General features: G+C 67.9%; 22 protein-coding genes and 2 pseudogenes. 9 read left to right on the top strand and 15 right to left on the bottom strand.

Annotated elements, in window-relative coordinates; all coding sequences use genetic code 11:
• Window positions 1-345 (bottom strand): hypothetical protein (locus ABD981_RS04765; RefSeq protein WP_345528035.1); only part of this gene is annotated, 345 nt, incomplete at its 3' end.
• Window positions 346-893: 548 nt separating this feature from the next.
• The gene (locus ABD981_RS04760) at window positions 894-1,301 is read right to left on the bottom strand and encodes a hypothetical protein (protein ID WP_345528033.1); all 408 of its coding nucleotides are present in this window, start codon (window positions 1,299-1,301) and stop codon (window positions 894-896) included.
• Window positions 1,302-2,480: 1,179 nt separating this feature from the next.
• Here ABD981_RS04760 and ABD981_RS04755 point away from each other — a divergent pair.
• From ABD981_RS04755 to ABD981_RS04745, 3 genes and pseudogenes are all read left to right on the top strand, one after another.
• On the top strand, window positions 2,481-2,828 hold the full coding sequence (locus ABD981_RS04755) for a hypothetical protein (protein WP_345528031.1): 348 nt from the start codon (window positions 2,481-2,483) through the stop codon (window positions 2,826-2,828).
• A 314-nt stretch (window positions 2,829-3,142) separates the two neighbouring features.
• Window positions 3,143-4,017 (top strand): annotated as a pseudogene (locus ABD981_RS04750) (IS5 family transposase).
• A gap of 72 nt (window positions 4,018-4,089) precedes the next feature.
• The gene (locus tag ABD981_RS04745) at window positions 4,090-4,527 is read left to right on the top strand and encodes an HflX-like GTP-binding protein (protein ID WP_240495456.1); all 438 of its coding nucleotides are present in this window, start codon (window positions 4,090-4,092) and stop codon (window positions 4,525-4,527) included.
• Between the two features lie 751 nt (window positions 4,528-5,278).
• On the opposite strand, the gene ABD981_RS04740 is transcribed toward ABD981_RS04745, so the two are convergent.
• Window positions 5,279-5,518 carry a hypothetical protein gene (locus ABD981_RS04740; RefSeq protein ID WP_345528029.1) on the bottom strand — a complete coding sequence of 80 codons (240 nt, stop codon included), beginning with the start codon at window positions 5,516-5,518 and terminating at the stop codon, window positions 5,279-5,281.
• A gap of 123 nt (window positions 5,519-5,641) precedes the next feature.
• On the opposite strand from ABD981_RS04740, the gene ABD981_RS04735 reads away from it, so the two are divergent.
• From ABD981_RS04735 to ABD981_RS04725, 3 genes are all read left to right on the top strand, one after another.
• Window positions 5,642-6,127, top strand: coding sequence for a GNAT family N-acetyltransferase (locus ABD981_RS04735; protein ID WP_123955134.1), 486 nt, complete (start codon window positions 5,642-5,644; stop codon window positions 6,125-6,127).
• Window positions 6,128-6,511: 384 nt separating this feature from the next.
• Window positions 6,512-7,102 carry an RNA polymerase sigma factor gene (locus ABD981_RS04730; protein WP_123955135.1) on the top strand — a complete coding sequence of 197 codons (591 nt, stop codon included), beginning with the start codon at window positions 6,512-6,514 and terminating at the stop codon, window positions 7,100-7,102.
• A 62-nt stretch (window positions 7,103-7,164) separates the two neighbouring features.
• A complete protein-coding gene (locus ABD981_RS04725; protein WP_165591023.1) occupies window positions 7,165-8,493 on the top strand; it encodes a helix-turn-helix domain-containing protein in 1,329 nt (442 codons plus the stop codon).
• A 337-nt stretch (window positions 8,494-8,830) separates the two neighbouring features.
• Here ABD981_RS04725 and ABD981_RS04720 read toward each other — a convergent pair whose 3' ends face one another.
• Entirely contained in the window at window positions 8,831-9,301 is a 471-nt protein-coding gene (locus tag ABD981_RS04720) for a hypothetical protein (RefSeq protein ID WP_123955137.1), read from the bottom strand.
• 273 nt (window positions 9,302-9,574) lie between these two features.
• Here ABD981_RS04720 and ABD981_RS04715 point away from each other — a divergent pair, with 273 nt between their 5' ends.
• Together ABD981_RS04715 and ABD981_RS04710 are read left to right on the top strand one after the other, a co-directional pair.
• Window positions 9,575-9,877, top strand: a complete 303-nt coding sequence (locus ABD981_RS04715) for a hypothetical protein (protein ID WP_046911494.1) — start codon at window positions 9,575-9,577, stop codon at window positions 9,875-9,877.
• Between the two features lie 217 nt (window positions 9,878-10,094).
• Window positions 10,095-10,310, top strand: coding sequence for a hypothetical protein (locus ABD981_RS04710; RefSeq protein ID WP_240495457.1), 216 nt, complete (start codon window positions 10,095-10,097; stop codon window positions 10,308-10,310).
• A gap of 514 nt (window positions 10,311-10,824) precedes the next feature.
• Here the strand turns inward: ABD981_RS04710 and ABD981_RS04705 are convergent.
• From ABD981_RS04705 to ABD981_RS04695, 3 genes and pseudogenes are all read right to left on the bottom strand, one after another.
• Window positions 10,825-11,226 (bottom strand): annotated as a pseudogene (locus tag ABD981_RS04705) (ATP-binding protein); the annotation flags it as partial.
• Window positions 11,227-11,525: 299 nt separating this feature from the next.
• On the bottom strand, window positions 11,526-11,942 hold the full coding sequence (locus ABD981_RS04700) for a restriction endonuclease (RefSeq protein WP_240495458.1): 417 nt from the start codon (window positions 11,940-11,942) through the stop codon (window positions 11,526-11,528).
• A 386-nt stretch (window positions 11,943-12,328) separates the two neighbouring features.
• Window positions 12,329-12,514: a hypothetical protein gene (locus tag ABD981_RS04695; protein WP_046911496.1), complete on the bottom strand. Its 186-nt coding sequence runs from the start codon at window positions 12,512-12,514 to the stop codon at window positions 12,329-12,331.
• Window positions 12,515-12,918: 404 nt separating this feature from the next.
• On the opposite strand from ABD981_RS04695, the gene ABD981_RS04690 reads away from it, so the two are divergent.
• Entirely contained in the window at window positions 12,919-13,383 is a 465-nt protein-coding gene (locus ABD981_RS04690) for a hypothetical protein (RefSeq protein ID WP_123955138.1), read from the top strand.
• Window positions 13,384-13,576: 193 nt separating this feature from the next.
• On the opposite strand, the gene ABD981_RS38765 is transcribed toward ABD981_RS04690, so the two are convergent.
• The 8 genes from ABD981_RS38765 to ABD981_RS04655 form a co-directional block, all read right to left on the bottom strand.
• Window positions 13,577-13,705 (bottom strand): hypothetical protein, encoded by a 129-nt coding sequence (locus ABD981_RS38765; RefSeq protein ID WP_382748794.1) that lies wholly within the window; start codon window positions 13,703-13,705, stop codon window positions 13,577-13,579.
• Window positions 13,684-13,971 (bottom strand): NUDIX domain-containing protein, encoded by a 288-nt coding sequence (locus ABD981_RS04685; RefSeq protein WP_382748796.1) that lies wholly within the window; start codon window positions 13,969-13,971, stop codon window positions 13,684-13,686. The genes ABD981_RS38765 and ABD981_RS04685 overlap by 22 nt, the downstream gene beginning before the upstream one ends.
• A 147-nt stretch (window positions 13,972-14,118) precedes the next feature.
• Complete coding sequence (locus ABD981_RS04680; RefSeq protein WP_046911497.1) at window positions 14,119-16,065, bottom strand: DUF3732 domain-containing protein; 1,947 nt, start codon at window positions 16,063-16,065, stop codon at window positions 14,119-14,121.
• A gap of 21 nt (window positions 16,066-16,086) precedes the next feature.
• Entirely contained in the window at window positions 16,087-16,575 is a 489-nt protein-coding gene (locus tag ABD981_RS04675) for a three component ABC system middle component (RefSeq protein ID WP_046911498.1), read from the bottom strand.
• A gap of 3 nt (window positions 16,576-16,578) precedes the next feature.
• Window positions 16,579-17,805, bottom strand: a complete 1,227-nt coding sequence (locus ABD981_RS04670) for an ABC-three component system protein (RefSeq protein ID WP_240495459.1) — start codon at window positions 17,803-17,805, stop codon at window positions 16,579-16,581.
• Between the two features lie 191 nt (window positions 17,806-17,996).
• Entirely contained in the window at window positions 17,997-18,557 is a 561-nt protein-coding gene (gene tpg / locus ABD981_RS04665; RefSeq protein WP_046911499.1) for a telomere-protecting terminal protein Tpg, read from the bottom strand.
• A 10-nt stretch (window positions 18,558-18,567) separates the two neighbouring features.
• Complete coding sequence (tap, locus tag ABD981_RS04660; protein ID WP_046911500.1) at window positions 18,568-20,790, bottom strand: telomere-associated protein Tap; 2,223 nt, start codon at window positions 20,788-20,790, stop codon at window positions 18,568-18,570.
• Window positions 20,791-21,051: 261 nt separating this feature from the next.
• The gene (locus ABD981_RS04655) at window positions 21,052-22,434 is read right to left on the bottom strand and encodes a hypothetical protein (protein ID WP_046911501.1); all 1,383 of its coding nucleotides are present in this window, start codon (window positions 22,432-22,434) and stop codon (window positions 21,052-21,054) included.
• Window positions 22,435-22,436 lie beyond the last annotated feature (2 nt).

The raw sequence follows: 22,436 nt of genomic DNA, 5'->3' as shown, positions 1-22,436 counted from the left end.
GGCTGTCCACGACACCTGCAACGTCCCGGATAGGGGTTGTTCGGTCACGGCCACGAACGGAACCAGGTCCTCTGACAAGCCGACGCGCACGTCCTCCTCGGGGAAGACAACCGTGTTCCCAACCACCTCGATCTCCCATGTATGCGGCAGGGAGGCAGGCATGACACCCAGGGAGGGCTGCAAGAGGGAGGGAGGAAAGCCGCCATACAGGTCTCGCTTCACCGGCCCGTAAGGGCGGGGCGCCTTGGGCAGCTCTCTCGAGACCGGATCGCTCTTGTCCTGGTCATCGGGGTCCATCGGAGGCAGGGCGAGTACGCCGTCCGGCAACTCCAGCCTGATCTGCACGTCCTTGAGGTGGATGTGCGTGCGATTGTGCAGACGCAGCGCGATGCGCGGTGCGGCGAGTGCCGCGACTTCCGGCAGTGTCTTCGGGAGGGCGTTCCTGAGCGCCTCCAGATACTGGTTGACCTCTTCCAGATACCCTTCGCGGCTGCGTGGATCCGGGGTCGATCCCGGATAGGAGAAGCCTCCTCATCATCTGCTCCATGGCCAACCCCCCTGTAGCAGACCGCAGAGGTCTGACGAGGCGCTCGCGTTCCGCGTCGACAACGCGGTCCAGGTCGTCAGCTGGAGTGACTACATGGGGCACGACACCCTGTTGCACGGAAAGCGTCAGGTCGAGCGCCTGGTGCCTACGCAGGAGGCGCTCGCCCAGACGATCGATGTCAACCGCTCGGGCACGGTCCGTCCGGCCGTACGCCGTACGAAGATCGTCGCTTCGCGGATCGTTTCCTTGTCCTTCGTCTGCTCCGATTCACCCCGTGGAGGCGGCGGGATCTCCTTACGGATGCAATAGATCGGATCGCCCCAGCTCGGAGGACTGACCGTGACGATCAGGACCGGAAGCCGTTCATGCCCTTCCTCGCTGACGTGGACGTAAGTGGTGCGCCAGTCGATTTCCTCACCGACGTACGGCGCGTGATCCACCGCTCCAGCTCGACGCTGTCGAGTTCGTCGACGCCGTAGTAGCCCTCTGGATCGACCCCGACTACCAGGAGCCCGTATCCTTCCACGTTGCGCAGGGCAACGTCGGGCTGGCGGTTAGCGAAACCGATGATGGCGCGTGCCAGATGTGCACGAGCGCTCTTGTCCGCCTTGTTCTTCGGCTGAAATTCCAGCGTCGACTTCCACTCCAGCCAGTCCAGCTCGTCCGCTGCGCTCGCCGCGCGGACCGCCTTGACCAACTCCAGATACTGCGAGGCACGGACCGGTGGACGGCGTGTATCGAACTCCAGAGCCATTAGCGAGTCACCCTTCACTCAATCCCAGCAGTATCCCTGGTGAGCGTGGGACTGCGGAGCGCCTGTCCTACCCGCTCCCGCTCGTCGCCGCGGACACGCCACTCGGCCCAGAGCAGGCCTCCGCCGGCCAGCGAATCAATCAAACGTTGAGGGGCGGCTGTCGCGCAGGCTGTGCCCTCGTGTGCGTAGGCTCCAGCAGTATGGCCGCCGACAGCATGGTGCAACTCATCTCCTACCTCACCGCGCAGAAGCCGAACGAGATCCTGGGCACGCCAGAGAGCGAGTGGGTCGACTTCAAGAGCGTCCCGCCCCAGCGGGCCGTACGACCTAACGGACCGACAAGGGGAAGTTCGAGCTCGCCAAGGACGTCGCCGCGTTCGCGAACGCCGGCGGCGGTCTGATCGTGTGCGGCTTCAAGGCCAAGAAGCGCCCGAGCGAGCTCTATGAGGTTGCGGAGAAGGTGACGCCCTTCGAGAGGAAGGTGGTGAACACCGACTCCTACAAGGACGTCCTCAACGAGTACGTACGCCCACTGCTCAAGGTTAAGTTCTACTGGTACGACCACCCCGCCGCCGACCCGACGGCGTCCGGGCACTACTTCGTAATCGAAGTACCGGCGCGCCCGAGTCCGAGCGATGGGCGCTCGTCACACGCGGGATCACCGAGAACGGCCAGTTCGTCAAGGGCAGCTGGACGGTCCCAATCCGCAACGGCGACACCACGGTCTACCTCCGGCCGGATGAGGTGTACCAGCTGGTGAACGACGGCCTGCGCACTCGGCGCGCGCCCGATGGCCGCCCCCACTCCGGCCGCGGACCGTCGTGAGGAGCCGGGAGGACCTGCGCGTAACCCTGGGAGTTGAGGAGACGCCGGTGCTCTTCTTCCAGAGCGTCCCCGATCATCCGCGCGGGATCTGTTTCCGGCATGTACGGCGACGGCGGCCCTGCGGGATGTCCTGACGCACCAGAGCACGCTCCGGAGTCCCTACGGCTTTCAACTGGTCCTCGGACTACAAGCGTCCAGAGCCTCGTGAGGGCGGTCTCCTCTTGGCGGAACCTCCTCGCCGTGGGTTGCTGGTCGAATCGGATGGGACGGTCACGGCGGCCGCAGCCGCGACCACGGACATGCTCGGCTGGGCGATGGAGCGAAACTCCAGCAGCGAGGGACGCCCGGATCAGCGTGTTCGTACTGACCGAGATCACCCTGGAGTACTTCCGGCTGGTCGACCAGCACGTCCTTCCGCTGGTCGACGGCACATGGACGCACCGAATCGTCGCATCGGAGTTCACCCGCCCGCCCGCGCGCACCCTAGCCCCCGGTGACGACCCCACCTTCCCGCTCTTGGGCTCACCCCAGCCGGCCACAAGTAACGACTGGAACCACAGCTGGAAGGCCCTGGGGGAACCCGAGCGCGACGCCTACGAAGCCCTGCGACACATCTACGCGCTCTTCGGCCTCGACATCACCGCCAACCCGTTCCTCGACACGGACCGCGTAAGCACAGCCAAACTGCTGGAGACGAAGTAGCAGACCCAGCGAGCATGCCCCGGATCCCGACCGGGGCGCGCTGCCTTCCCGGCTCCTCCCGCTCCTTGAAGACCCGCTCTGGGATGTCTACGCGGGGCGACCGATGGTCCAAAGGTCACCGGGGGCTGCGAACAAAGGCCCGGTGGGCGCATATGTGGCGCCGGAGCTGTGCCACGGGAATCTCGTGACCGCGCCGGGCGAAGCGTCCCGGAGTTCCCCTGAAGATCGGCGCGGTCCTTGGCCAGGCCGTCGCCGTCAACGCCGACTAGGCCGTGTATCGAAAGTGGATCTTGGGCTGTGAATGATCATGGTTCATGGGGCGGGGAGATCTCACGGACAAGCAGTGGGCCGCGCTGGAGCCGTTGTTGCCGAAAGGGGCGAAGGCGGGGCGGCCCCCTGTCTGGCCTCGGCGGCGGTTGATCGACGGCATACGGTTCCGGGTCCGGACCGGTGTGCCGTGGCGGGATGTGCCCGTCGAGTACGGGCCGTGGGGCCGGGTCTACGACCTGTTCCGCCGGTGGCAGCGGAACGGCACCTGGCAGCGGATCCTCACCCGGCTCCAGTCCCTGGCCGACGCAGCGGGTGCGATCATGTGGGACCTGAGCGTCGACTCCACGGTCTGCCGCGCCCGCCAGCACGCGGCTGGGGCCCGGAAGTGGGGTGACCTGCAGAAGGAACCGCCGGGTGGCGTGTTCACCGAGCCGGTCGATCACGGGCTGGGACGGTCGCGCGGCGGGTTCACCACCAAGTTGCACCTGGCGGTCGAGCGGGGCCAGAAGCCCCTGTCGATCGTGATCACGGCAGGACAGCGCGGGGACTCGCCACAGTTCGAGCCCGTGCTGGCAAAGGTTCGCGTGCCCCGCATCGGGCCGGTCCGGCCACGGATCCGGCCCGACCGCGTGCGGGCCGACAAGGGCGTACGCCTCCCGCAAGAACCGCGACTACCTGCGCCGCCGCAGGATCCGCTGCACCATCCCTGACAAGGCCGACCAGGCACGCAACCGCCAAGCTCGGCTCCCGCGGCGGCCGACCGCCGCACTTCGACCCGGTCGACTACCGCCAGCGCCACGCGGTCGAGTGCGGGATCAACCGCCTCAAACGCCACCGGGCGGTGGCCACAAGACACGACAAACTTTCCGTCCGCTACGAGGCCACCGTCACGATCGCCGCCATCAACGAGTGGCTCTGATCTTGCTCGCTAAGCTCGGTCAGAGAGAAATCCGGTATCACCGCAGGCAACAAGGCATTTAGCCTGTGGCGCATGCATCAGCCTCGAAGGCGCGACCGGCGCCTGGCTCGCCGCGTGCCCTCGAAGCCGACCCAGCGCCGGGCGTTCCGACTCACGAACGTGGGCGCTGATGTAGTCCTGGTTGGCTACTTCTCTGCGAAGCAGAAGGACTTCGAAACGCTCATGGTGTCGGCAGCCAGAGAACTGGCAGCGCGCGGCGCTCGGGTCGTCGTGCAGATTGTGCAACGGCGAGGCGTCTCGGCCGGCGGGGTCCAGAAGATGGATCTGCCCTACTCCTCGCGGACTCTGCTGAGCTACGGGAAAGTCCATGAAGTAGCTCAGGCCTGTGACCAGGCCAACGCTGACGCCGTGATCTTTGTTGCCTCCTTGACCGAGCGCCAGCAGCGCACGCTGACAGGCATGCTTGACCGCCCCGCTGTGAGTCTCTCCAGCATTCTTGCTGCCAACTGACAGCTCACTCGAAGCGGGCTTCTGATACACGCCCTAGCTGTCCCGGCTCGAGGCCGGCTACCGTGCCGCAGCTGCTGCCAGCGTTCGTCGCTGAGGTTCGCCCCGCACCGCGGGCACACCGAGCGCTCCGCCTCCCGCTGTGCGGCGCGGCGCTCCCTGTCCTCCGCGTCGGCGCGGGCCTCCTGGGCGCGGCAGAGGGCGTGGCCGTCGGGGTTGTCGAGTGCGGCCGTCAGCGTCTGCTCCCCGGGGGCACACCCCGAGGTCGACTGGGCGCAGCTGCGTACAGTCGGCAAGGGCCGGCGCTCTCCCCTCGCCGGGCTTCAGACGCAGCCGGCCTGAGCTCCGCGGTCGGACCCTGATGGGCGACGCCTCTTCCAGTCCGCTATCGCGGGGGAAGGGGCGTCGCCCTGGCAGCCCATCAGAAGCTGCGCTGTGCGGGAGGGGCTCCTACCTTGGCGGTGGGACGGCGTACAGGACCGCCGCCCCTTGCTGGTCGATGCTGGCCCCTCTCCATCCCCTCCCGAGGGGCCTGGTGCTCTGGCTGTTGGCCCGTGGTGGTGCCCGGCTTCACGAGGGGCCGGGCACCACCACGGAGCCGATCGGTATCCCGCTCTCAGCCTGGCGTCTGCGATGGCAAGCCAACCGTGCTTAGATTGCACGAAGCTCGGAGCTGATCCCCATGCCGTCGAGGTCGCTCACGAGCCTCCAGTAAACGTCGCTCTCGTAGAAGCTCGCTGCATCGCCGTTCCCCTCAGCGGGGTCGATCTTGTCCATCTCGGGGGACGTCGTAGGCCACCGTGTAACCAGCCTCTGCGTCGTTCCACTGGACCCGGACCACCATGTCCGCTGTGCCGATGTCGTAATAGTCGTTCCCGTAGTTCTTAGTGATGTACTCGAACGGGTACGTGAACGTATAGCTGTCGTCCTCCTTGATCGACCGCAGGTAGTCCAGCTCGTTCTCGAAGCCATAGTTGTTCGACTCACTCCACATGGAAGGAGCGTAATGCTCTGCACCTCTGCCAGAGTCGACACCATGGGCCAGCAGGCAAAGCGCTCGTAGACCTCGGCGCCCGTAGACGGTGCCTCCGCGCCGCGGTCCTGGAACACTTGGGTCATGCCGCTCATCCGTGACATCGTCCAAGCCGATTACTCGGTGGTGGAGGAGCTGCTGTACTCGAATCATCTGGGAGACGGCAGGTTCTACGACCCCGAGGGCCTGGACGTCGTCGTGGCCGAGCTCCAAGGGTCTGTCGTCGGGGTCGCCGAGTTCCAGCTCCACTGCGACTTCGGGCACGACGAAGGCCGGGAGGCGCATCCCGGCGAGCAGACGTTCATCTCAACGATGGCGGTCGCCCTTACCGGTCGTCGCGGCGGGGTCGGCCGGGCACTTCTCACTGAGATCGCCCGCCGGGCCCAGAAGGCCGGCGACACGTTCCTGGCCCTGGTGCCGCAGGACGGCGCCGACGCGGCTGACCGGCAGGCGTTCTTCAAGGCGTGCGGGTTCACGCTCTACGGCCCCGCCGGCCCGGGCGCGGCATGGGGCTGCCCGGTCTCGGAGATTCTCGCCGTGCGGGGCACAGCTGACGCCGCTAGTGAGTGACGTGTCTGGTCAGCTTCGCCATCGCGAGCGAGCGCGGGACTTCGTCCGAAGGAAGAACGGCGGGGCTGGGGGTACCCGAAACCGGGTTCTGCACCGATGTACAGGTGACAGTGTTTCGGTTGGGTAGGGAGTGGGTGATCCTGCAGTGCTGCGGTCGATGGGTCCTAGTGAGCTGGCGTTGGCGATCTCCGGCTTATGTGGTGTGACCGTTGCGGGGCTGCGCATCCTGGGAAAGGTCCTCCTTGCCCGAGAGCAACGCCGGTCCATCGCGACGGTTATGGACGCAGCCGGAGCGAGCGGGCAGGCGGTTTCCGCACGTCAGAGGCTGTCTGAAGCCCAGTGGTCGGTCCGTGTCGGCGCCGACATCGACGTCGACGAGGCTCGATGACATCGACGGAGGGCAGCGGTCCCGCAGCCCGAGCCGCAAAGGATCCTGAGCGCCGGAAGGCCATGAGGGACTTTTACCTGGCCCAGCACCCCAGGCTGGACGCGTTCGTGGCGCGCCGGGTGGGAGGAGCGCAGGAGGCGGAGGACCTGTGCCAGGAGACCTGGCGTTTGTTCTTCGTCAGGTATGACCACCACGTCGAGTTCTACGACGAGCCGGCGAAAGCGCTCTACTCCATTGCCCGATGCCGCATCGCGGAATTCTGGGAGAGGCGCGGCATCGCGCGGGAGGTCCCCGTCGACGAGCCGGAGATGGCCTTGCTCATGCGCGTGATGGTCACGCACCTTCCTGTGGCGATCGAGCGGGGCGTGGACGTCGAACGGGCCCTGGCCGGCCTGGCACACAGGCAGCGTGTGGCCCTCTGCCTCCGGTACCTCGACGACCTCAGCGTCGCGGAGGTCGCCGTACTCATGGGGATCGGGGAGAACGGAGTGAAGAAGCTACTCAAACGGGCCTTGGCGACGCTCCGCGGCGCCAGCGCTCTGGAGCACTACCGACCGATGGCCACGGGAAAGGGAGAATGCGAGTGAACGCCGGTACCTGGCCGCCTCAGCCCCCCCTGAGCGGCTCCGAGGGCGGTTTCGAAGCGGTCATGGACAGCATTGAGCAGCTCACGGATCACGAGCGGGCCACGGTGGTCCTCCAAGCCGAGCAGGCCGAACTGGGCCATCAGGCGTACGCCCTTGGGCTCGAACTCCTCGCACAGGGGCGCAGGGACGAGGCGAAGAACTGGCTGAGCACCGCGGCCCGCTATCACGTCAGCGGCGCCTTGGAGGAGCTGGACCGTGACGGAGCCCGAGCGGCCGCCGCGCCGGCGGCATCCGTCATCCCCCCGCTTCCCACTGGCAGGCACCTCGCTCCTCTGGACCGGGACGGAGCCCGAGCGGCCGCCGCGCCGACGGCATCCGCCACCCCCCGGCTCCCCGCCAGCAGGCGCCTCGCCCCTGCGGCTCAACGCATTCTGTTGGGCGCGCGCTTGCGTGAACTGCGTGAAAACCGTGGCATCACCCAGACCGAGGCCGCGCTGCGGGTCCACGCCTCGACTGCCACGGTCTCCCGGTTCGAACACGGACAGCCCGTGCCAGGGTCGGCGGACAAGCTGGAACGGCTACTCGACCTGTACGAGGTTCACGACCCCTGGGAAAGGAACCGCCTCCTTGACACCCTGAACGCGGCCCAGGGGGAAAGCTGGTGGCACGAGTACAACGACATCACGCCCGAGCGGCTGAGGCTCCTCTTCGACCTGGAGCAGAGCGCTGATTCCATCCAGACATACGAGGCGCGACTCGTTCCCGGCCTGCTCCAGACACCCAAGTACGCGAGGGAGATCCTCCGGACTGGGTTGCCTCTTGATGAGGAGGAAACGATCGATCGCCGGGTGGAGCTGCGTATGAAGCGCCAGCAGCTGCTGGATTCCATCCACGCTCCCAAGCTCCACGCTGTTCTCGACGAGGGGGTCCTACTCCGCCAGGTAGGTAGCCGCCGTGTGATGCAGGAACAGCTCGAGCACCTTCTGCGTCTCGCGCGGTGGCCCAACGTCACCATCCAGATCGTGCCCTTCCGCGCAGGGGGTGTCGTGGACATCGGCGAACCGGTGACGATCCTGCGTTTCGCGGAACGGCTGCTGCCTGACATCGTCTACACGGAACAACTCTCCGGCGCCCAGTACATCAGCCGGGGAGACGCCCACTCGCGGTACCAGGAGCAGTTGTACCGGTTGGCTGACGCTGCCGAGCGACCGCACAACACGGAGAGCATTGTCCACGCAATCCTGGGGCACGCCGAGACGTTGCGGGAGGCTCAGGTGCGGGGTCCCGACGCGGCGGTCTACAACGGATTCATGGAACGCGTCGCGACCGAGGCGGCACCCCCCGACTTGACGTCCGGGATCCTCCGCGACCTCATCGCGTCCTGCGGCTGACATTGACAGCTCCCGTGCGCCAGGCCGTCGACGTCCGGCTTGGTGGCGGCCTCTTCGGCTTCCGCTTCGAAGCCGCAGGCAAGGCGTAACAACTCCCTCATCGCGTGTCCGGCCACGCTGCCAACCGGCAATCGTGGCCGGGCCCGATCTACCCCTCCACGCGGCCGCCGGCCCGGGATACGGATCACCTTTCCCCTCGGCTCTCGCGAGGAAGGGTGTCGTTTTCTGAGGAGGGCTTGCCCACGGCCTCTGAACTGCACGAATGGAAGATCGCCGACTTCGGTGGTCCCACCTCTGGTCACACCCGCAGTCCCCCGCCTGGTGCATCGAGCCGTGATCATGTGGTGGGTGCGGCGCAGAGCTCGGAGACGATCGTGAATGAGGTCGTCACCATCGGCACGGCCATAGCCGGCGGCATCGCCGCGTGCGTGGTCTTGCCGTGCGCCATGCCGTTGCGGATCTTCCGGCCGTAGTCGAGGTACTCCGCCTGCCGGCCGGTCAGGACGCCGGTCTCCGCGCCCTGCTGGATGAGGTTCTGCAGCGGCTTCTTGCCCGCACCCGGGATCCGGTCGCGCAGCACGATCTCCACCGCGATCAGGGAGTGCAGGACCGCCACGGTGGAGAACTCGAAGCAGTAGTACGACTGGCGCAGCAGCTCCCGGGCCGTGCGCAGGACGGTCGCCGCAGCCTCGGGGACGCCGTCGGGCACGACCAGGTCCGCCACGAGGTCGTGCATGTCGGCGTACTGGCCGACGAAGTAGTGGGCGCGTTCGTCGGGCACGGGGAACGGGAGGCGCTGCGTGGTCATCTCCGGAGTCTCCCAGTGGTGTACCGGGTCCGGCAGCGGCTTTTCCCCATCCGTCACTCAGCGTGCCGGGACGGAGATCTCTCCCCCACCGAGGTGGGCGGTTTGTCGCACCTGGTGGACCCTGTCAAGGGGAAACGCACGGCCGTCCGAACCTGGACAAGGGGGGTAGGTGGTCACCTTCGGTGCGCGGACTCTGTCCACAGGGCGACTCCCCCAGGCTCTGGATCTGGGGCCGTTGCGATCCGCGCGGTGGCCCGTACGTGAGGAGCCGTCATGCCCGACACCATCGCCCTGCCGCTCGCACCGATGACCCCGCACGCGGCGATCAGCGCGTTCAGCTACCTCCGCGCCGTCCAGGTCCAGGACGACAAAGCGGCCCCGGAAGCCGAAGTCCATCAAGGCGGACTCCTGCCCACTGTGCCTCCGGCCGCTTCGCCCCGAGTTCGGCTGCTCCCGCGAGTCAGCCCAACAGGACGGCCGGCCCGCGTCTGGTTCGCGGGGTACCGGTGTGACGGCTGCGAGGCCACCCGGCCCCAGCAGTTCTGGGACGCGATGCGCGACCGCTACGAGACCTGACGCGGACCTTGCGAACACTGCGCCCCGGCTACCGGAGTGGCGCCCACCCCGGCCCACTCCAACCCAATCGAGCGTCATCGAACGCACACCAGCGCACGCCAGCCCCAACCAGCCGAGACCGCTGAGCAGACCACGTCCCCGACGCCCTTCGACACGAACAGCCACCCCCGCCCTCGGCCACCGGGCGGGGGCTTCGTGCTTTCTGGAGAAGTTCACCGTGCCCACGTACGAGGCCCTGCCCCGCTTCACCGGAGACCTGGACCGCCTCACCCCCGAGCAGCGCCGCCGCTTCCGCCAGACCGTGGCGGCCTTCGTCGACGACCTGCGCACCGGCCGCTTCCGCGCCGGCCTCCGCGTCAAGCGCGTCCAGCGCGGGGTCGGCATCTACGAACTGACGTGGTCCATGGGCACCGGACCGGCAGGGTGGCTATGACGACTTCTTGGGGATTCGTTTGTCGAGGAGTTCGGGAAGCGTGTGACCCGGGGTGCAGTGATCAACATCGACAAGTTTTGATGTCGATAGCGGTGCGATCACGGGTTGCGGGGTCTGCTTCATAATCCAGCTGTGGACATATCCGATGAGGGACAGCCGCTCGATCCCGTCTGGCATGAGATTAACAACAACGTGTATGGCGGCCTGGCAGGAGCCCCGAGTGCATCGTGGGTGGCCAAGCGGTTCATCGGGGCCGGCTGGAGATCCCAATCCGGCTCGTCGCGGGAGTCGTATGAGGTCGAGACCAGCTGGTGCCGGATCGAGGTCGACCCGACCGACGGGGACACGCTCCTGAACGGAGTCGTCGATCCTCAACGGTTCGAGGATCTCGCTGCGCTGCTGACCCGGCTCGGTCTGCGGTTCAATCTTGAGCTCTATGACGATGACGGGGAACTGCTACGGGAGATCGAAGCTGGAACCCCGTCAACGCCTCATGACGCAGCTCCTCAGCCTTTCAGCCGGCTGCTCGCTCCGCTTGGGCTCGGGTGGAGGCGAGGCGGTAGGAGTCGGTGCCGGTCTCGATGATGGTGCCGTTGAACGTGAGCCGGTCGACGATGGCCGCGCAGAGCCTGGGGTCGGTGAAGGTCTTGGTCCAGCCGCCGAACGACTCGTTGGAGGCGATGGCGACGCTGTTCTTCTCCTCGCGTTCGGTCAGGACCTGGAAGAGGAGCTCGGCGTCGTGGCGGTCGAGTTCCATGTAGCCGAGCTCGTCGATGCAGAGCAGGTCGACTCGGCCGTAGCGGGCGATCGTCTTGTTCAGCTGCTTCTCATCCGCGGCCTCGACCAGCTCGTTCACCAACTTCGTCGCGAGTATGTAGCGGACGCGGTAGCCCTTCATTGCGGCCTCGGTGCCCAGCGCCGCGCACTCCCCCACCAACCGCCCGCCATCGAGGACGAACCCCGCTGGGGCGCAAGGCCGGCCGAGACGGCCGCGGCCGCGCTCGCGGTGGCCCTCTCCGCCTACGGGCCAGGGACGTACGCGCGCGTCCTCGCCTCCGGACAAGTCACCGCCGGCCTCTCCCCCACGGCGCCGTCCAGGTGACCGGCGCACTGAACACCCGCCCTGCACCCCGCTGCCGGACCGTCGCGGCCCCAGCGCCGCTCGCTCGGGAACGGCTGGAAGGGCATCGACGCTGGCTGCTGAGCGCTAAGAATTCAGTTGTCCGGGGCGAGTTTCTGGTTGGTGCCGGACCGGCCGATGTCCAGGTCCAGGAGCGCGGTCAGAGCGGTGCCGCTGTTCCAGAAGCCGAGGAGGTCGACGTCCACGAGGACCAGACCGTGGCGGGCTGCGAAGGCTCGCGCCTGCTTGGTGAACTTGCACGAGGCGACGAAAAGCGGGACGTCTGCTCCGTGTTCGCTGCGGGCGGTGCCGTTGAACTTCTGGAGGTCCGGGCTACCGACGGTGCGGTGTTTCGCGTAGCGCTTGCACTGCACCACGAGCTTCCGGCCATCCGGCAGCCGGCCCGTCACGTCGGCGCCCAGGTCGTTCGCAGCACCCACGCGGCGCACTCCGGTGCAGCCGTCTCGGCGGCAGAGTTCCGCGACGTATTCCTCGAAGTCCGAGGGGCTCATGGCCCAAACGGCTTCAAGTGACCGCTGGGCTTGGATTCGGGCTTGCTCGGCCAGGCGCGATTTCTCTGCCTCGGCCTCACGACGACCAGCCCTGGCCTGTAGTCCGGCTACGACAGCCACGCTGAGGACGGCTAGTACCACAAGTGCAACTGTGACGGCTCCCATGCCAAGTCCTCCCCCGGCATCTCCGGTAACCAGCTACTGCTCCCCACTATGGGCACGCTCTACGCGTGCTGCGGCGTGTGTCGCCACGCTGGAGAGGGTTGCCTGGACCAGCGAGGGACCCCCTTCGGGCCGCGCGAGGGGCACTCCCCCAGTCCCGTGGGAACGGGGCGAGGTCGGGGCTGTCTCTCAAAGAGAGGCAGCCCCGTGCTGGGACCTGGCGCCTAGCCAGCGCGCCTCAGCCTTTGGGCGGCCTGCTCCAGGATGGTGGCGAGCTGCAGGCGGGCCCCGTCATTGATTCCTCGTGCGAGATCCTGAACGAGTGCCTCGGTGCTGCCGGCGCGCTCGACGTAGCGGTGCAGGAAGCGGCTGCGCTCCGCATCGCTCAGCGCGGTCAGGGCATGGTCCATAGCTGCGCGGCCGTCGCTCCAGGCGTTCTCAGTTGGCCGTACGGGCGTACTGGGTTGCCCAGGTGCGGACCGCGGTTCGGGTACGTCCGCGCCCTCCGCCTGGTGCGGCTGTGCCGTGCGCTGGGCGCCTTCCTGCTGCTGGGGGTTATCACGGCGTGATAGGTCGCCCGGCTCTGTCGCGTTCCTGTTCTTCGTCTCCGGCACCGTGGTCGGCGCCGGTTCGGGAGTATCACGGCGTGATACCCCGCGCTTCGCGACGGCTCGCTCCTCGCTTGCCTTGGCACGTTCGTCTGCCTTCGCCTGATGCTGCTCGGGCGTCAGCTTCGACAGGTTGCGGACGTGCTCGACAGTCCTGCGGCCTTCGACGAGGTCGGCTGGAGGGCAGGGGCGAGTTCCTCGCCGCCATGCTCACCGCGGTCATCAACATCTGGCTTGCCCGGCGAAAGAGCCGGGAGGAGGAGATCAGCAGGCTCCGGACCGCCTTCGCCGAGGCGTTCGCGGCCCACAGTGCCTACAAGGAGATGCCCTACGCCATCAGACGGCGGAGATTTGATGCCTTGCCAGAGGAGCGCGTGCGGCTGTCGGAGTCGTTGCGGGAGATCCAGGGCAACCTCTCCTACCATCTTGCGTGGACGAAGATCGAATCCGAAGCGGTGGGCGCTGCTTACGCTGAGCTCGTCCAGGAGCTGCACAAGACGGCCGGGGTCGCCATGCGTGCGGCTTGGGAGGCGCCTCCCATCGAGAACGACACGGCCATGAACATCCCGCCGGCGCAGATCGACCTCAGCGCGCTGCAGCCGCTGGAGACTGCCTACATCGCTGCCGTCCGGGCGCACCTGGACACGGTCAAACCGTGGTGGTCCCGGTAGAAGCACTAGGCCATGCCAGGCGTATGGCTCCTCTATGGCTTGTGGGGTCCGGGGCGTGGCAGAGATGGTCTGCACGCTGTGGTCCGGTTGCGGCTGGCACGCCTGCAGCACTGGCTTGCGAGGTAGGGGAAGGCCGCCAGGACCGGCGCCGTTCGAGTCCGGCACTGGTTGGCGTGGTGAGGTGCTCGAAGACTCAGAATGAAGTCGCCTCGGCTCCGAGGGTCGCGGTGCCGATAGCTCCCCTCAGCACGTGGGCGATCTCCTCGGGCTTGAGGTCGATGCCGTTGAGCCCCTCCAGGGTCAGCGGAATCTCCTCCAGCATGTATTCGCCGCGGTCCTTGGCGCAGAACTCCGGGCCGGTGCGGTCCTCGAAGGACCAGGTCGCGATGCGGGCGAGGTAGAAGAGCTGGCGCTCGTCGTCGGACTCATCGTGTGGAGGAGGCGGACGATGTCGGCCTTCCCCGCGATCTCCTCGTGGATCTCCCGGTACAGGGCGGCCTCACGGGACTCGTCACCGGGCTCGACACCGCCGCCGGGCAGGACCCAGTACACGGGGATGCCCGGCCGGGTGCGGCGGATGGCTAGCATCGTGTCGTCAGCGTGACCAGGACGGCACGGACTCGTTCGATCACTTCGGTTCGTCCCCTTGCTCGTCGGCGGTCTCGGTGCAGCAGCCGGCCGTCGTCGACCTCAACGCGCTGCCCCGTGATAACGAGACAGGGAGGGCTCAGGTCGTCACTCGGCGGAGATCCAGTCTGTGGGAATGAGTGCGACGCCGCCTCTCCAGTTTTCGACGACTCCCTGCTGGAACCAGTCGTCGCGGAGGTTGACGTGGTCGCAGACGATGACCTGGAGAGCTCCGCCGTTCTGCTCTACGGCCTGGGAGATGAGGGCGAAGTAGGCGCGGACGGCTTCCCAGTCGGCGTCCTCGACGGTGACCGCGTCGTGCACCTCCTCGGGGAAGAACGCCTGGGTGGGCTGGTCAAGCATGAGGAAGCCCGGGACCGGACGGTTGTGGCGCTGCAGGTAGGTGTGCAGGGCGAGGTGGGCGACGAGGTGGTAGCCGATCCAGTTCTTGGCACTGCCGATGCGGGTGAGGGGCAGTCGTCCGGCGGGGGTGCGCAGGACGACGTTGAGCAAGGTGGGGCTGATGCGGACCTCTTCGGCGGTGTCGGCGTGCTCGAGGCCGAGGGTTCGCGCCCAGGTGGTCATGAGGTCGGCGACTTCGTTCAGCCGGTTCTCGGTCTCGGCGCCGACTTCGTCGGCGTCCACGAGAAGCTGGAGGGCTTCGGCCTGTTCGGTCAACCTGTCGCCGTGCCGCAGGAGGTCGCCGAGGTCGTCCTTGCCCTGGGGGCTGGTGCGCTGGAGTTCTTGGAGGATGCGTCCTTGGACGTGGGCGAGGTAGGTGCGCTGGTCCTGGGCTTGGCGGAGTTGCCGGTCGCTGGCGTTGAGGGCTTCGAGGGTGGCCGCGTTGTTACGCAGGCTTGCCTGGATCTCGCGGGTCTGTGCTTCGAGTGCTTCGAGGTGCTGGTTCCGGGCCGGCTGCAGTGCGGCCAGATCGTCCAGTTCTGTCTCGAGGCGGCGGGTGAGTTCCTGGAGGTCGGAGACTCGAGGGTCTGGGATGGGGAGGTGCTGAGAGCACAGGGGGCAGGTGTGGGCGTCGCGGTCGTGGGAGGCGTCGCCGAGCAGGCCGATGGGCTTGAGGCGGCTGAGCTGGACGTGGAGTTCGCCGGTGAGGGCGGTGCTCTCTTCCTTCCAGCTGTCGAGGATGGTGCGGGAGTTGTCAATCTCCTGAAGCTGGCTGCGCAGGGCGCGGCGTTCGGCGGCGAGCTGTTCACGCCTGGTGTCTGGGCCGGAGACGAAGGAGGCGTCGGGAACGGCGTCGAGGGCTTGGCGCAGCAGGGTGTCGAGGGCGGTTGCGGTGGGAGCTTCGGGGACGGTGTCGATGAGACCTGCGTCGGCTGCCATGCGTGCCAGGGCGACGCGGGGGGCTTCGCCGCCTTCTACTCGGCGCCGTGCCTCTTCGATCTGCTTGTTGACCCTGCGCAGGGCTTTGTTCAGTTCGGCGAGTTCGTGACGGCGGGCTGCCTGTTCGGGGCCTGCCGCGCCGAGAAAGTAGGGAAGGGTGTCCTTGATCGCCTGGGCGATTCCCTGCTCCCCCTGGCGGTGGAAGAGGAGATTCTGGTTGGCGATCTCGTTCTGCTTCTGCAGGCACAGCAGGACGGCCTGGGCGATGGAGACGTCGAAGGCGTGACGGCCGGCTCCGGCGGGGGGCTGGAAGCGGAATTCCTCGATGCCGATACGGGCGCTGAGCTCGGTGCGGATGGCGGCGGCGTCAGCGTTGACGTGCATCTGGTCTGCCGCAGGGACATCTAGTGTGTGGTCGCCGATGACGAGCATCGCCTTGTTCGTCGAGGCGCCCTTGGGCGCGGGGCGGCCCAGGAGGAGACGGGTGGGGCCGATCTGTACGAGGAGCGCGTACCAGGCGGTGGTGTCGGTGATGACTCCGTCTGGAAGGGTGAAGGTCTGCCGGCCGAGGCAGTACTCGACGATGCTCAGGACCGCGGATTTCCCGGTCTCGGACTCTCCGGTGAGGATGTTGAGGGTGCCGGGGCGGAAGCGGACGACGCGGGGGTCGGGGCGGCCGTCTCGGTGGTAGAGGGCGAGGGCGATCAGGTGCATGGGGCAGGGTCCTTTGTCGGGTCAGGGCCTTACGCCCAGCAGCGTGAAGAGGGTGGCGGTGTCTGTCGCGGCGAACCAGCGGCCCACGAGAACCGCGGCGCGTACGCAGGTGGCGGCTTCGCCGGCGGGCTGTGACGAGTCGGGCTTCGCGGGTTTGCGGGTGGCCCGCAGGCCGCCTCCGGTCAGCGCCAGGGTGCCGTGGCGGATGCCGAAGCGGATACAGCCTTGGGTGTAGGCGTGCAGAGCGGGTGCGCGCTGAGGGAATGCTGCGCGGATCATGGTGTTGTCTGCCAGCCATCCGGCGAGCTGGGTGCGGGTGTCTCGCGGCAGGGCGCTCCGGGAGTCGGGGGGCAGGACCAGCGGCAGGACCAGGAACGCGGACGGCCAGGGCAGATGGGATTCCGGCTCGGTGGCGGCTGCGGCGTACGCGGCAGCACTGTGGCTGAGGATGTAGGCGCCGAAAGCAGGGTTGAGGAGGGCCGCTGCTTCAGGAAGCTGGGTGGTGGTCATGTGCTACTCCCCCTTCGTCTGCGTGCGCGGGGGTGTCTTGAGCAGGTCCTCGAAGTGGGGGTGCCAGCCCAGCGGCTTGGGTTCGTTGCGGGCGTTGTCGGCGAGTGCGTGCAGGGTGCCGCGGGCGATCCACCGTTTGCCGAGCTGGCGGAGTTTGATGTCCTGCGCCGCGGTGAGGGTGGCGTCGAGGATGGTCTCGCCGACGGCCTGGGCGTCGTCGCCTTCTTTGCCGGCATCGAAGCGGTCGGCGTACTTGGCGAAGATGAGGTTCCATTCCTGGCGCAGGTCGCTGTCGAACTGGGTGAGTTCCCCGGGGGTGACGTGATGGTGGTAGAGCCAGCGTGAGCGGTGGGCCCAGGCGTGGTGGTACTCGCCGATGTGGGCGCGGATGCTGCGGTTGCCGAGGCCGATCAGCTTGAGCTGTTCGACGAAGACGTGGCCGGTGTACTGGGCGATCTCCTGCTCGGTGAGGTCGTCGAGGCTGTCGACGACGGGCAGGGCGGTGTGGGTGTACTTGCCGGAGACGTAGTCGATCTGAGTGCGCAGTTCCTCGGCGCTGACGGACATGCGCCGGCCGGGATTGGTGTGGTCGAGCATGTCGAGGGACACGTTCCACCACCAGCCTTTCAGTTCCTCGAGGATCGCCTGGCTCTGCTCGTCGTTCTTCCAGATTCCGATCACTTCGCGCAGCGTAGAGTCCACCTCTGACACTCGCGGCGCGGAATCGTCGAGGACGATGGCGCCCACGAGGGCAGCGCGCGTCGAAGCGGTGCAGGCCATGAACCGGGATCGCCAGGGCAATGTGGTTTTGGCGCCGTCGGGATCGCCGGCGATGGCCTCGAGTTCTGCCAGTGCAGCGGTGACATCCCGGGCGTCGTGTCTGAGTTTGGCCAGAACATTGCCGGGCGAGACAGTCTGTGTGGTGACGAGCCTGAGCATGGGAAGCTGCCCCGCCGGCAGGTGTTCGAGCGCGTCGCACCAGGAGTTGATCGAACGCCACAGGTCGGCACTGGTGGACCCCAGTTCGCCGGCGTGTCCGTGGTGTTTGGACTGGACGAGCTCGACCGGCGTGCCGTGGCGGAGGAGGTCGATGTCGTCGAGCATCTCCATGCGGAGCTCGGTCTGCGGGTCCCTGAACCATCGGCGGGCCAGTTCCACCAGGGCCCATTCGCACTGGTAGAGGTATCCGACCATCTGGCCGGCCGCGGAGTGCGGCATCTTCTGTGTCACGATTGGCGTAACTATAGTTACGCACGGTCATGCTAGGCAAGGAGAGTAGCTCTTCTCCCCAAGGGGGATTCTTCGGTGCGAAGTGCGGTTCCGCTGACTGCCACCATCCTGTGACCACGGGCCTGTCTTGGCGGCGCCTCTCGCGCTGCGGTTCAGTTGCCGGGGCGGTGCCTCGTCCTGTGGTGGGATGGTCAGAGGCCGAACTCGATGTGCTGGACGTCGAACAGATGCACTTCCTCCAGGCTCCCGGCCCGCGTCCCATGGTTTTGGAAGTAGGTCTCCTTGAGTCCTTCGGCAGCGATCTGCTGGAGCTGGCTCTCAGAGGCGCCCTGCTCCTGCGCTGTGAACAGGCGCTCGGCGAAGCGCGGCGGCAGCGCTACGGTGAGGTGGCGTTCGCGTGCCTCGTCCGTGGTGCCGACGGGCGCGCTGTAGCCGAGGCGGCCCTGGACGTCGATGACGAGGCCGCTGCTCGTGCCGGCGGTCTTCTTCGCTTGCGCCTTCACGCGGGGCTGCCACCGCTTTTTCACCTCGCTGGACAGTCGGGCGGCGAGGTCCGGGCGCGGTTTTTTGAGCTGGTTCTTGATGTACCGCTCGACGGTGCGCTGGGAGATCCCGAGGGCTTGGGCTGCGGCCTTGGTTCCTTTCAGCTGCTTGACCAGGTAGCGCATCTGGACGCCCGGGCTCTTGGGTGCTGGGCGTGTGACGGCTTGTTCTAGTGCGTTGTTGAGTCCCTCGCCAACGGACTTGGTCATCTTTGGTGTCCTACTCCCCTGTGTCGGCGGTGGTGACGTCGCCGGTCTTGATGTAGCGGGCCAGGTTCAGCTCCGGTGCCTGGACGCGCTCGCGGAGCTCTTCGGCCCACAGGGTCGTCTGGGTGCCTTCGTGCTTGACCATTCCGGGTGACACTCCGAGCCGGAACGACCCGGGCACCGTCTTACCGGCGTCGTCGTAGGGCAGGACGTCGAGTGGTGAGGGTCCGTCGGCGGCGTAGACGGCGCAGTCGGACAGCACAGCGACCGGGTAGCGGCCGGCGGCGGCGGCCAGTGCCACCATCTTGCGGTGCATGCCGATCCGGGCGCGGGAGATCACGGCGGCGCGGATGTCCGGGCGCCACGTCGGGCGGGTGAGAGCCGGCCAGGGCTGTCCCGGCCGCCAGCCTCCTCCGCGTGCCTTCTCCTGGAACTTCCCGATGCCGTTCTTCACCGTCGACTTGATCGCGTCCAGGACGATCGCCGCCTGCGGGTCGCGCCGCTTGTAGCCGTCCATCGCCGCGAGCAGTTGTGGTGGTGTCAGGTTCTCGGTGACGCCGAGGTCGGCCATCGTCGACACATAAGCGTCGCGCAGCCGCTTGTACCAACCGTCGAGGTAACGGCCCGATTCCGTGCGGATGAAGGCCTCGGTGGGGGCGACGTCGTAGCCGAGTTCGGCGGCGTAGGCGACGGTCGGGGTCGCGTACCAGGCAGGCCCTTCGGGACGCTTGCCGGTCGGAGTGAACGGGCTGGGCAGGAGATCGCCGTCGAGGGTGTGCCACTGCTTGCCGACCTGCACGCGGGACAGGTCGACGTGGGAGAGGTCGACCAGCCACGAGCCGGGTGTCTTCGCGTCGAAGACGGGGTGGGTGACGTGGACGGGCGGGGTGGCGAGGCCGACGACCGCGCCGTTGGCGCTGGCGGCGAAGGCCATGTTCACGTCGATGCCGACGAGATGACGCTTCATGCACTCGTCGTCGGTGAGCGGGCGCGCCCAGTCGTAGGCCTCCTCGAAGAGTTTCTCGGCCGGGGTCCGGACGTGGAAGCGGGGCAGGTGGGAGAGGACGGGGTGGCCGTCGGTCGCCTCGCACGGCGCCGGGTCCATCGGCTCCTTGCCCAGGGAGCCGGGGTTGTGCTCGCTGTGCCGCTTGCCCGTCTCGTCCGGGGCGGAGGCCCGGGTCGGTGGGTGGAGGGCGGTCATCAGCTCCAGGCCGGTGACGGCGGTGGATCCTCGGGGGGTCATGACCCGGGTGGCGTATGTACCGAGAACGGAGGCGAGTTCGGCAGGGGGGAGGTCCGCGGCGTGGCCCCAGCTGCGGGTGTCGAGCGCGTTCCAGGACGGGATGCACAGCTGGACGCAGGAACGGCGGCCGCCCTGGGCGGGGCGGTAGATCCGTGCCCAGGGGCCGAGACCGCGTTTCGTGAGCTGCCACTGCTCCCGCGTCAGCTGGGCGATCGCCTTGTGGGCGTCGGGCAGGCGGCCGGCCAGGCGTTCCTGGTCGGTGAGCTCGGCGGGCAGGCCGAAGCGCTCCAGGGCGGTTTTCGTGAGGACGAGCAGCGGGTCGGCGTCCTTACCCGAGCCGTTCAGCCGCTGCGCACCCACCTGTGCTTCGGTCAGTGTCCACTCCACCAGCGAGGGCAGTGTCTTCGCGGGCACGTCCAGGACCAGACCGCCCACGCAGTACGCGAGAACCTGACCCTCGTCATCGACGTCGATGACGGCCAGCGGGCCATGCACAAACCTCGGATCGGAGGCGGGGGGCGCGGCGGTCACGGGCTTCGAAGCGGCGGCCTTCTTCGCGCCCGGGCGCCGCAATGCCGTTGGACGAGCTGTAGCCGCCGGGCTGGGTGCTGCTTCGAGCCTGCGGGGCTGTCCGGGTGCCGCAGCAGCAGGTGTCGGGGCCGGGGGCGTCTCCGGCGCCGGGGCGCATGGTTCCTCGAGCCTTGGCGGCTGCTGAACCGGGGTGGTGGACGCCTCCGGGGCGGGGGCGGGATACTTCTGCGCCCATCCCTCCAGCAGACGCTGATACGGCGCGCGGCGCGGGGGCCGTGGCTCGCTGCGGCCCGCCTCCCAATTCTTCACCGTCTGCGTACTGGTCTCCAGGACCTGCGCGAGCCGCGCCTGCGTGACCCCGGCCGCCTCACGCAGCCGCGCCCGCTCCGCCGGCGGTGGCATCTCCGGCTCCCCGGCCAGCAACGCATCCACCGCATCGAACAGCTCATCCTGAGTCGGCATACCCCAGAACCTAACAGATTTACCTACAGATTTAGCCTTTGCTTTACCCCCTTCCGGGTGACCCAGGCGGGCACGCCGTCCCGGCTGCACCACAACAACGAGCACAGACCGACGAGCGCCGTCAGCGGCGGTCCCCCGGCGAGAACCCCGGGTGCTGCGACGTTGCCCGGTAAGCCGGAGGGCCCTGTGCAGTCCACTGACGAAGGCACACACTGCGGTTGTGGACGGGCGGAGCGTCGGGGCTCGGTCACCCGAGGACTTTCAAAAGGGCGCAGGGAAGTCAGAAGTGCGCGGCGCGGGGGTGTGCAGATGCCAGGCGTGGGTGGCGGTGTGCCAATCGTCCCCGGCGTGGCGGGCCAGGGCGGGGATCGGGAGGCCGACGTCGGCGATGAGGGCCTCGAAGCGTGGGGTGGTGCCGAAACAGTTCGCGAACAGGCCGTGGTGGTCGTAGGTGCGCGGGGTGCGGCGGCGGAATGCGACGGCTGTCTGCAGCAGGGGGCGTGCGCGGGGTGGGACGGCGTACATGTGGCGGGGGCCGGGTGGTTCGCCGATGTTGATGCGGGAGTCGCGGTCGATGGCCAAGGTGCTGTGGGCGTGTTCGATGCCTGCGGTCTGGGTCATGGAGAGCAGCGAGGTGTCTGTGCCGGTGAACAGCAGGGCGGCGATCGCGGCGGCGCGCAGGGGGTTGGGCAGGCGCGTGGTGATCGTGTGCACGGTTTGCGGGGTGAGGGGCTTGGTGGTGATGCCGGGGCCTGTGCGGGTGGTGAGGTCGTGGGGTACGTCGAGCAGAGTGGAGCGGGAGAGGAAGCCTGCCTGGGCTCCTCGGACGCGGGCCAGGGTGTGCTGGGGGCTGGGGCTTGAGACGGTCAGGCGGGCAAGGAACAGCCTCAGGGCTTCTGTCTGCTGGAGGCTGAAAGGGGTGCGCTCGTCGCGGCGGCTGGTGGTCGGGGTGTTCTCGGGGCGGGGTGGCTGGGTCCGGGCCAGCCAGGTGCGGGCGGCTGCGTAGCCGGCGCGGTATTGGCCGTCGGTGTGGGCGAAGTCGGCTGGGTTCAGGCGGCGCCGGCAGTCCTCGCGGAAGACGGGCACCGGGCTGTGCGGCAACGGCGGTAGCCGGTAGGTGTGATCGTGCGGTGGGGAGCCGGTGCGCCGGCCGGCGGCCGGGCCGATCGCGTCGAGGACACAGGTCGTGCCGCGTGCGGCCACCTGGGGGTCGAGACCGGCGGCTGTGAGGTGCTCGAGCAGGCTCCGCTCGCCATCCCGCTGCGGGGTGTGCGCCAGGAGCGTGAGGCGGATGCCGGTCTGTGCCACCCAGACGGCCAGCCGGCGCAGGCGTTCAGCACTCAGGCGGTGAGCACGCAGCACGATGACGTCGCGTATGCCGGTGGTCAGGGTCCAGCAGGTCACCGCGCGCCAGGCCGGGTTGGTGGACATTCGCTCCGCCTCCGGGCGGAAGTACCCTTCACGGCCCATGGCGCGCAAGACGTCCAGTGCGAGGTGGGCCGGGCTGGTGGTGTGCGGGGTGGGTTCGACGGTGATGCGTCGGCGGGCGGGGTCCGCCCACTGGTGGGCGGACCGGTCGACCGCGTGGTCGTCGTCGGTGTCCAGGAGGAGTCGGACCGGCCGCTTCACAGAAGTCGCCGGCATCG

Origin of the sequence: Streptomyces showdoensis (assembly GCF_039535475.1) — a bacterium.
Classification (GTDB): Bacteria; Actinomycetota; Actinomycetes; order Streptomycetales; family Streptomycetaceae; genus Streptomyces; species Streptomyces showdoensis.
The sequence above is the reverse complement of the archived record's forward strand: the minus strand, read 5'-3'. Positions and strand labels throughout refer to the sequence as shown.

Bases quoted from the DNA above. Each gene is read 5' to 3' on its own strand.
- ABD981_RS04760 (WP_345528033.1), bottom strand. From the start codon at position 1,301: ATGGCTCTGGAGTTCGATACACGCCGTCCACCGGTCCGTGCCTCGCAG.
- ABD981_RS04745 (WP_240495456.1), top strand. From the start codon at position 4,090: ATGCATCAGCCTCGAAGGCGCGACCGGCGCCTGGCTCGCCGCGTGCCC.
- ABD981_RS04740 (WP_345528029.1), bottom strand. From the start codon at position 5,518: ATGTGGAGTGAGTCGAACAACTATGGCTTCGAGAACGAGCTGGACTAC.
- ABD981_RS04735 (WP_123955134.1), top strand. From the start codon at position 5,642: ATGCCGCTCATCCGTGACATCGTCCAAGCCGATTACTCGGTGGTGGAG.
- ABD981_RS04730 (WP_123955135.1), top strand. From the start codon at position 6,512: ATGACATCGACGGAGGGCAGCGGTCCCGCAGCCCGAGCCGCAAAGGAT.
- ABD981_RS04725 (WP_165591023.1), top strand. From the start codon at position 7,165: ATGGACAGCATTGAGCAGCTCACGGATCACGAGCGGGCCACGGTGGTC.
- ABD981_RS04720 (WP_123955137.1), bottom strand. From the start codon at position 9,301: ATGACCACGCAGCGCCTCCCGTTCCCCGTGCCCGACGAACGCGCCCAC.
- ABD981_RS04715 (WP_046911494.1), top strand. From the start codon at position 9,575: ATGCCCGACACCATCGCCCTGCCGCTCGCACCGATGACCCCGCACGCG.
- ABD981_RS04700 (WP_240495458.1), bottom strand. From the start codon at position 11,942: ATGAGCCCCTCGGACTTCGAGGAATACGTCGCGGAACTCTGCCGCCGA.
- ABD981_RS04695 (WP_046911496.1), bottom strand. From the start codon at position 12,514: ATGGACCATGCCCTGACCGCGCTGAGCGATGCGGAGCGCAGCCGCTTC.
- ABD981_RS04690 (WP_123955138.1), top strand. From the start codon at position 12,919: ATGCTCACCGCGGTCATCAACATCTGGCTTGCCCGGCGAAAGAGCCGG.
- ABD981_RS38765 (WP_382748794.1), bottom strand. From the start codon at position 13,705: ATGCTGGAGGAGATTCCGCTGACCCTGGAGGGGCTCAACGGCATCGAC.
- ABD981_RS04685 (WP_382748796.1), bottom strand. From the start codon at position 13,971: ATGCTAGCCATCCGCCGCACCCGGCCGGGCATCCCCGTGTACTGGGTC.
- ABD981_RS04680 (WP_046911497.1), bottom strand. From the start codon at position 16,065: ATGCACCTGATCGCCCTCGCCCTCTACCACCGAGACGGCCGCCCCGAC.
- ABD981_RS04675 (WP_046911498.1), bottom strand. From the start codon at position 16,575: ATGACCACCACCCAGCTTCCTGAAGCAGCGGCCCTCCTCAACCCTGCT.
- tpg (WP_046911499.1), bottom strand. From the start codon at position 18,557: ATGACCAAGTCCGTTGGCGAGGGACTCAACAACGCACTAGAACAAGCC.
- tap (WP_046911500.1), bottom strand. From the start codon at position 20,790: ATGCCGACTCAGGATGAGCTGTTCGATGCGGTGGATGCGTTGCTGGCC.
- ABD981_RS04655 (WP_046911501.1), bottom strand. From the start codon at position 22,434: ATGCCGGCGACTTCTGTGAAGCGGCCGGTCCGACTCCTCCTGGACACC.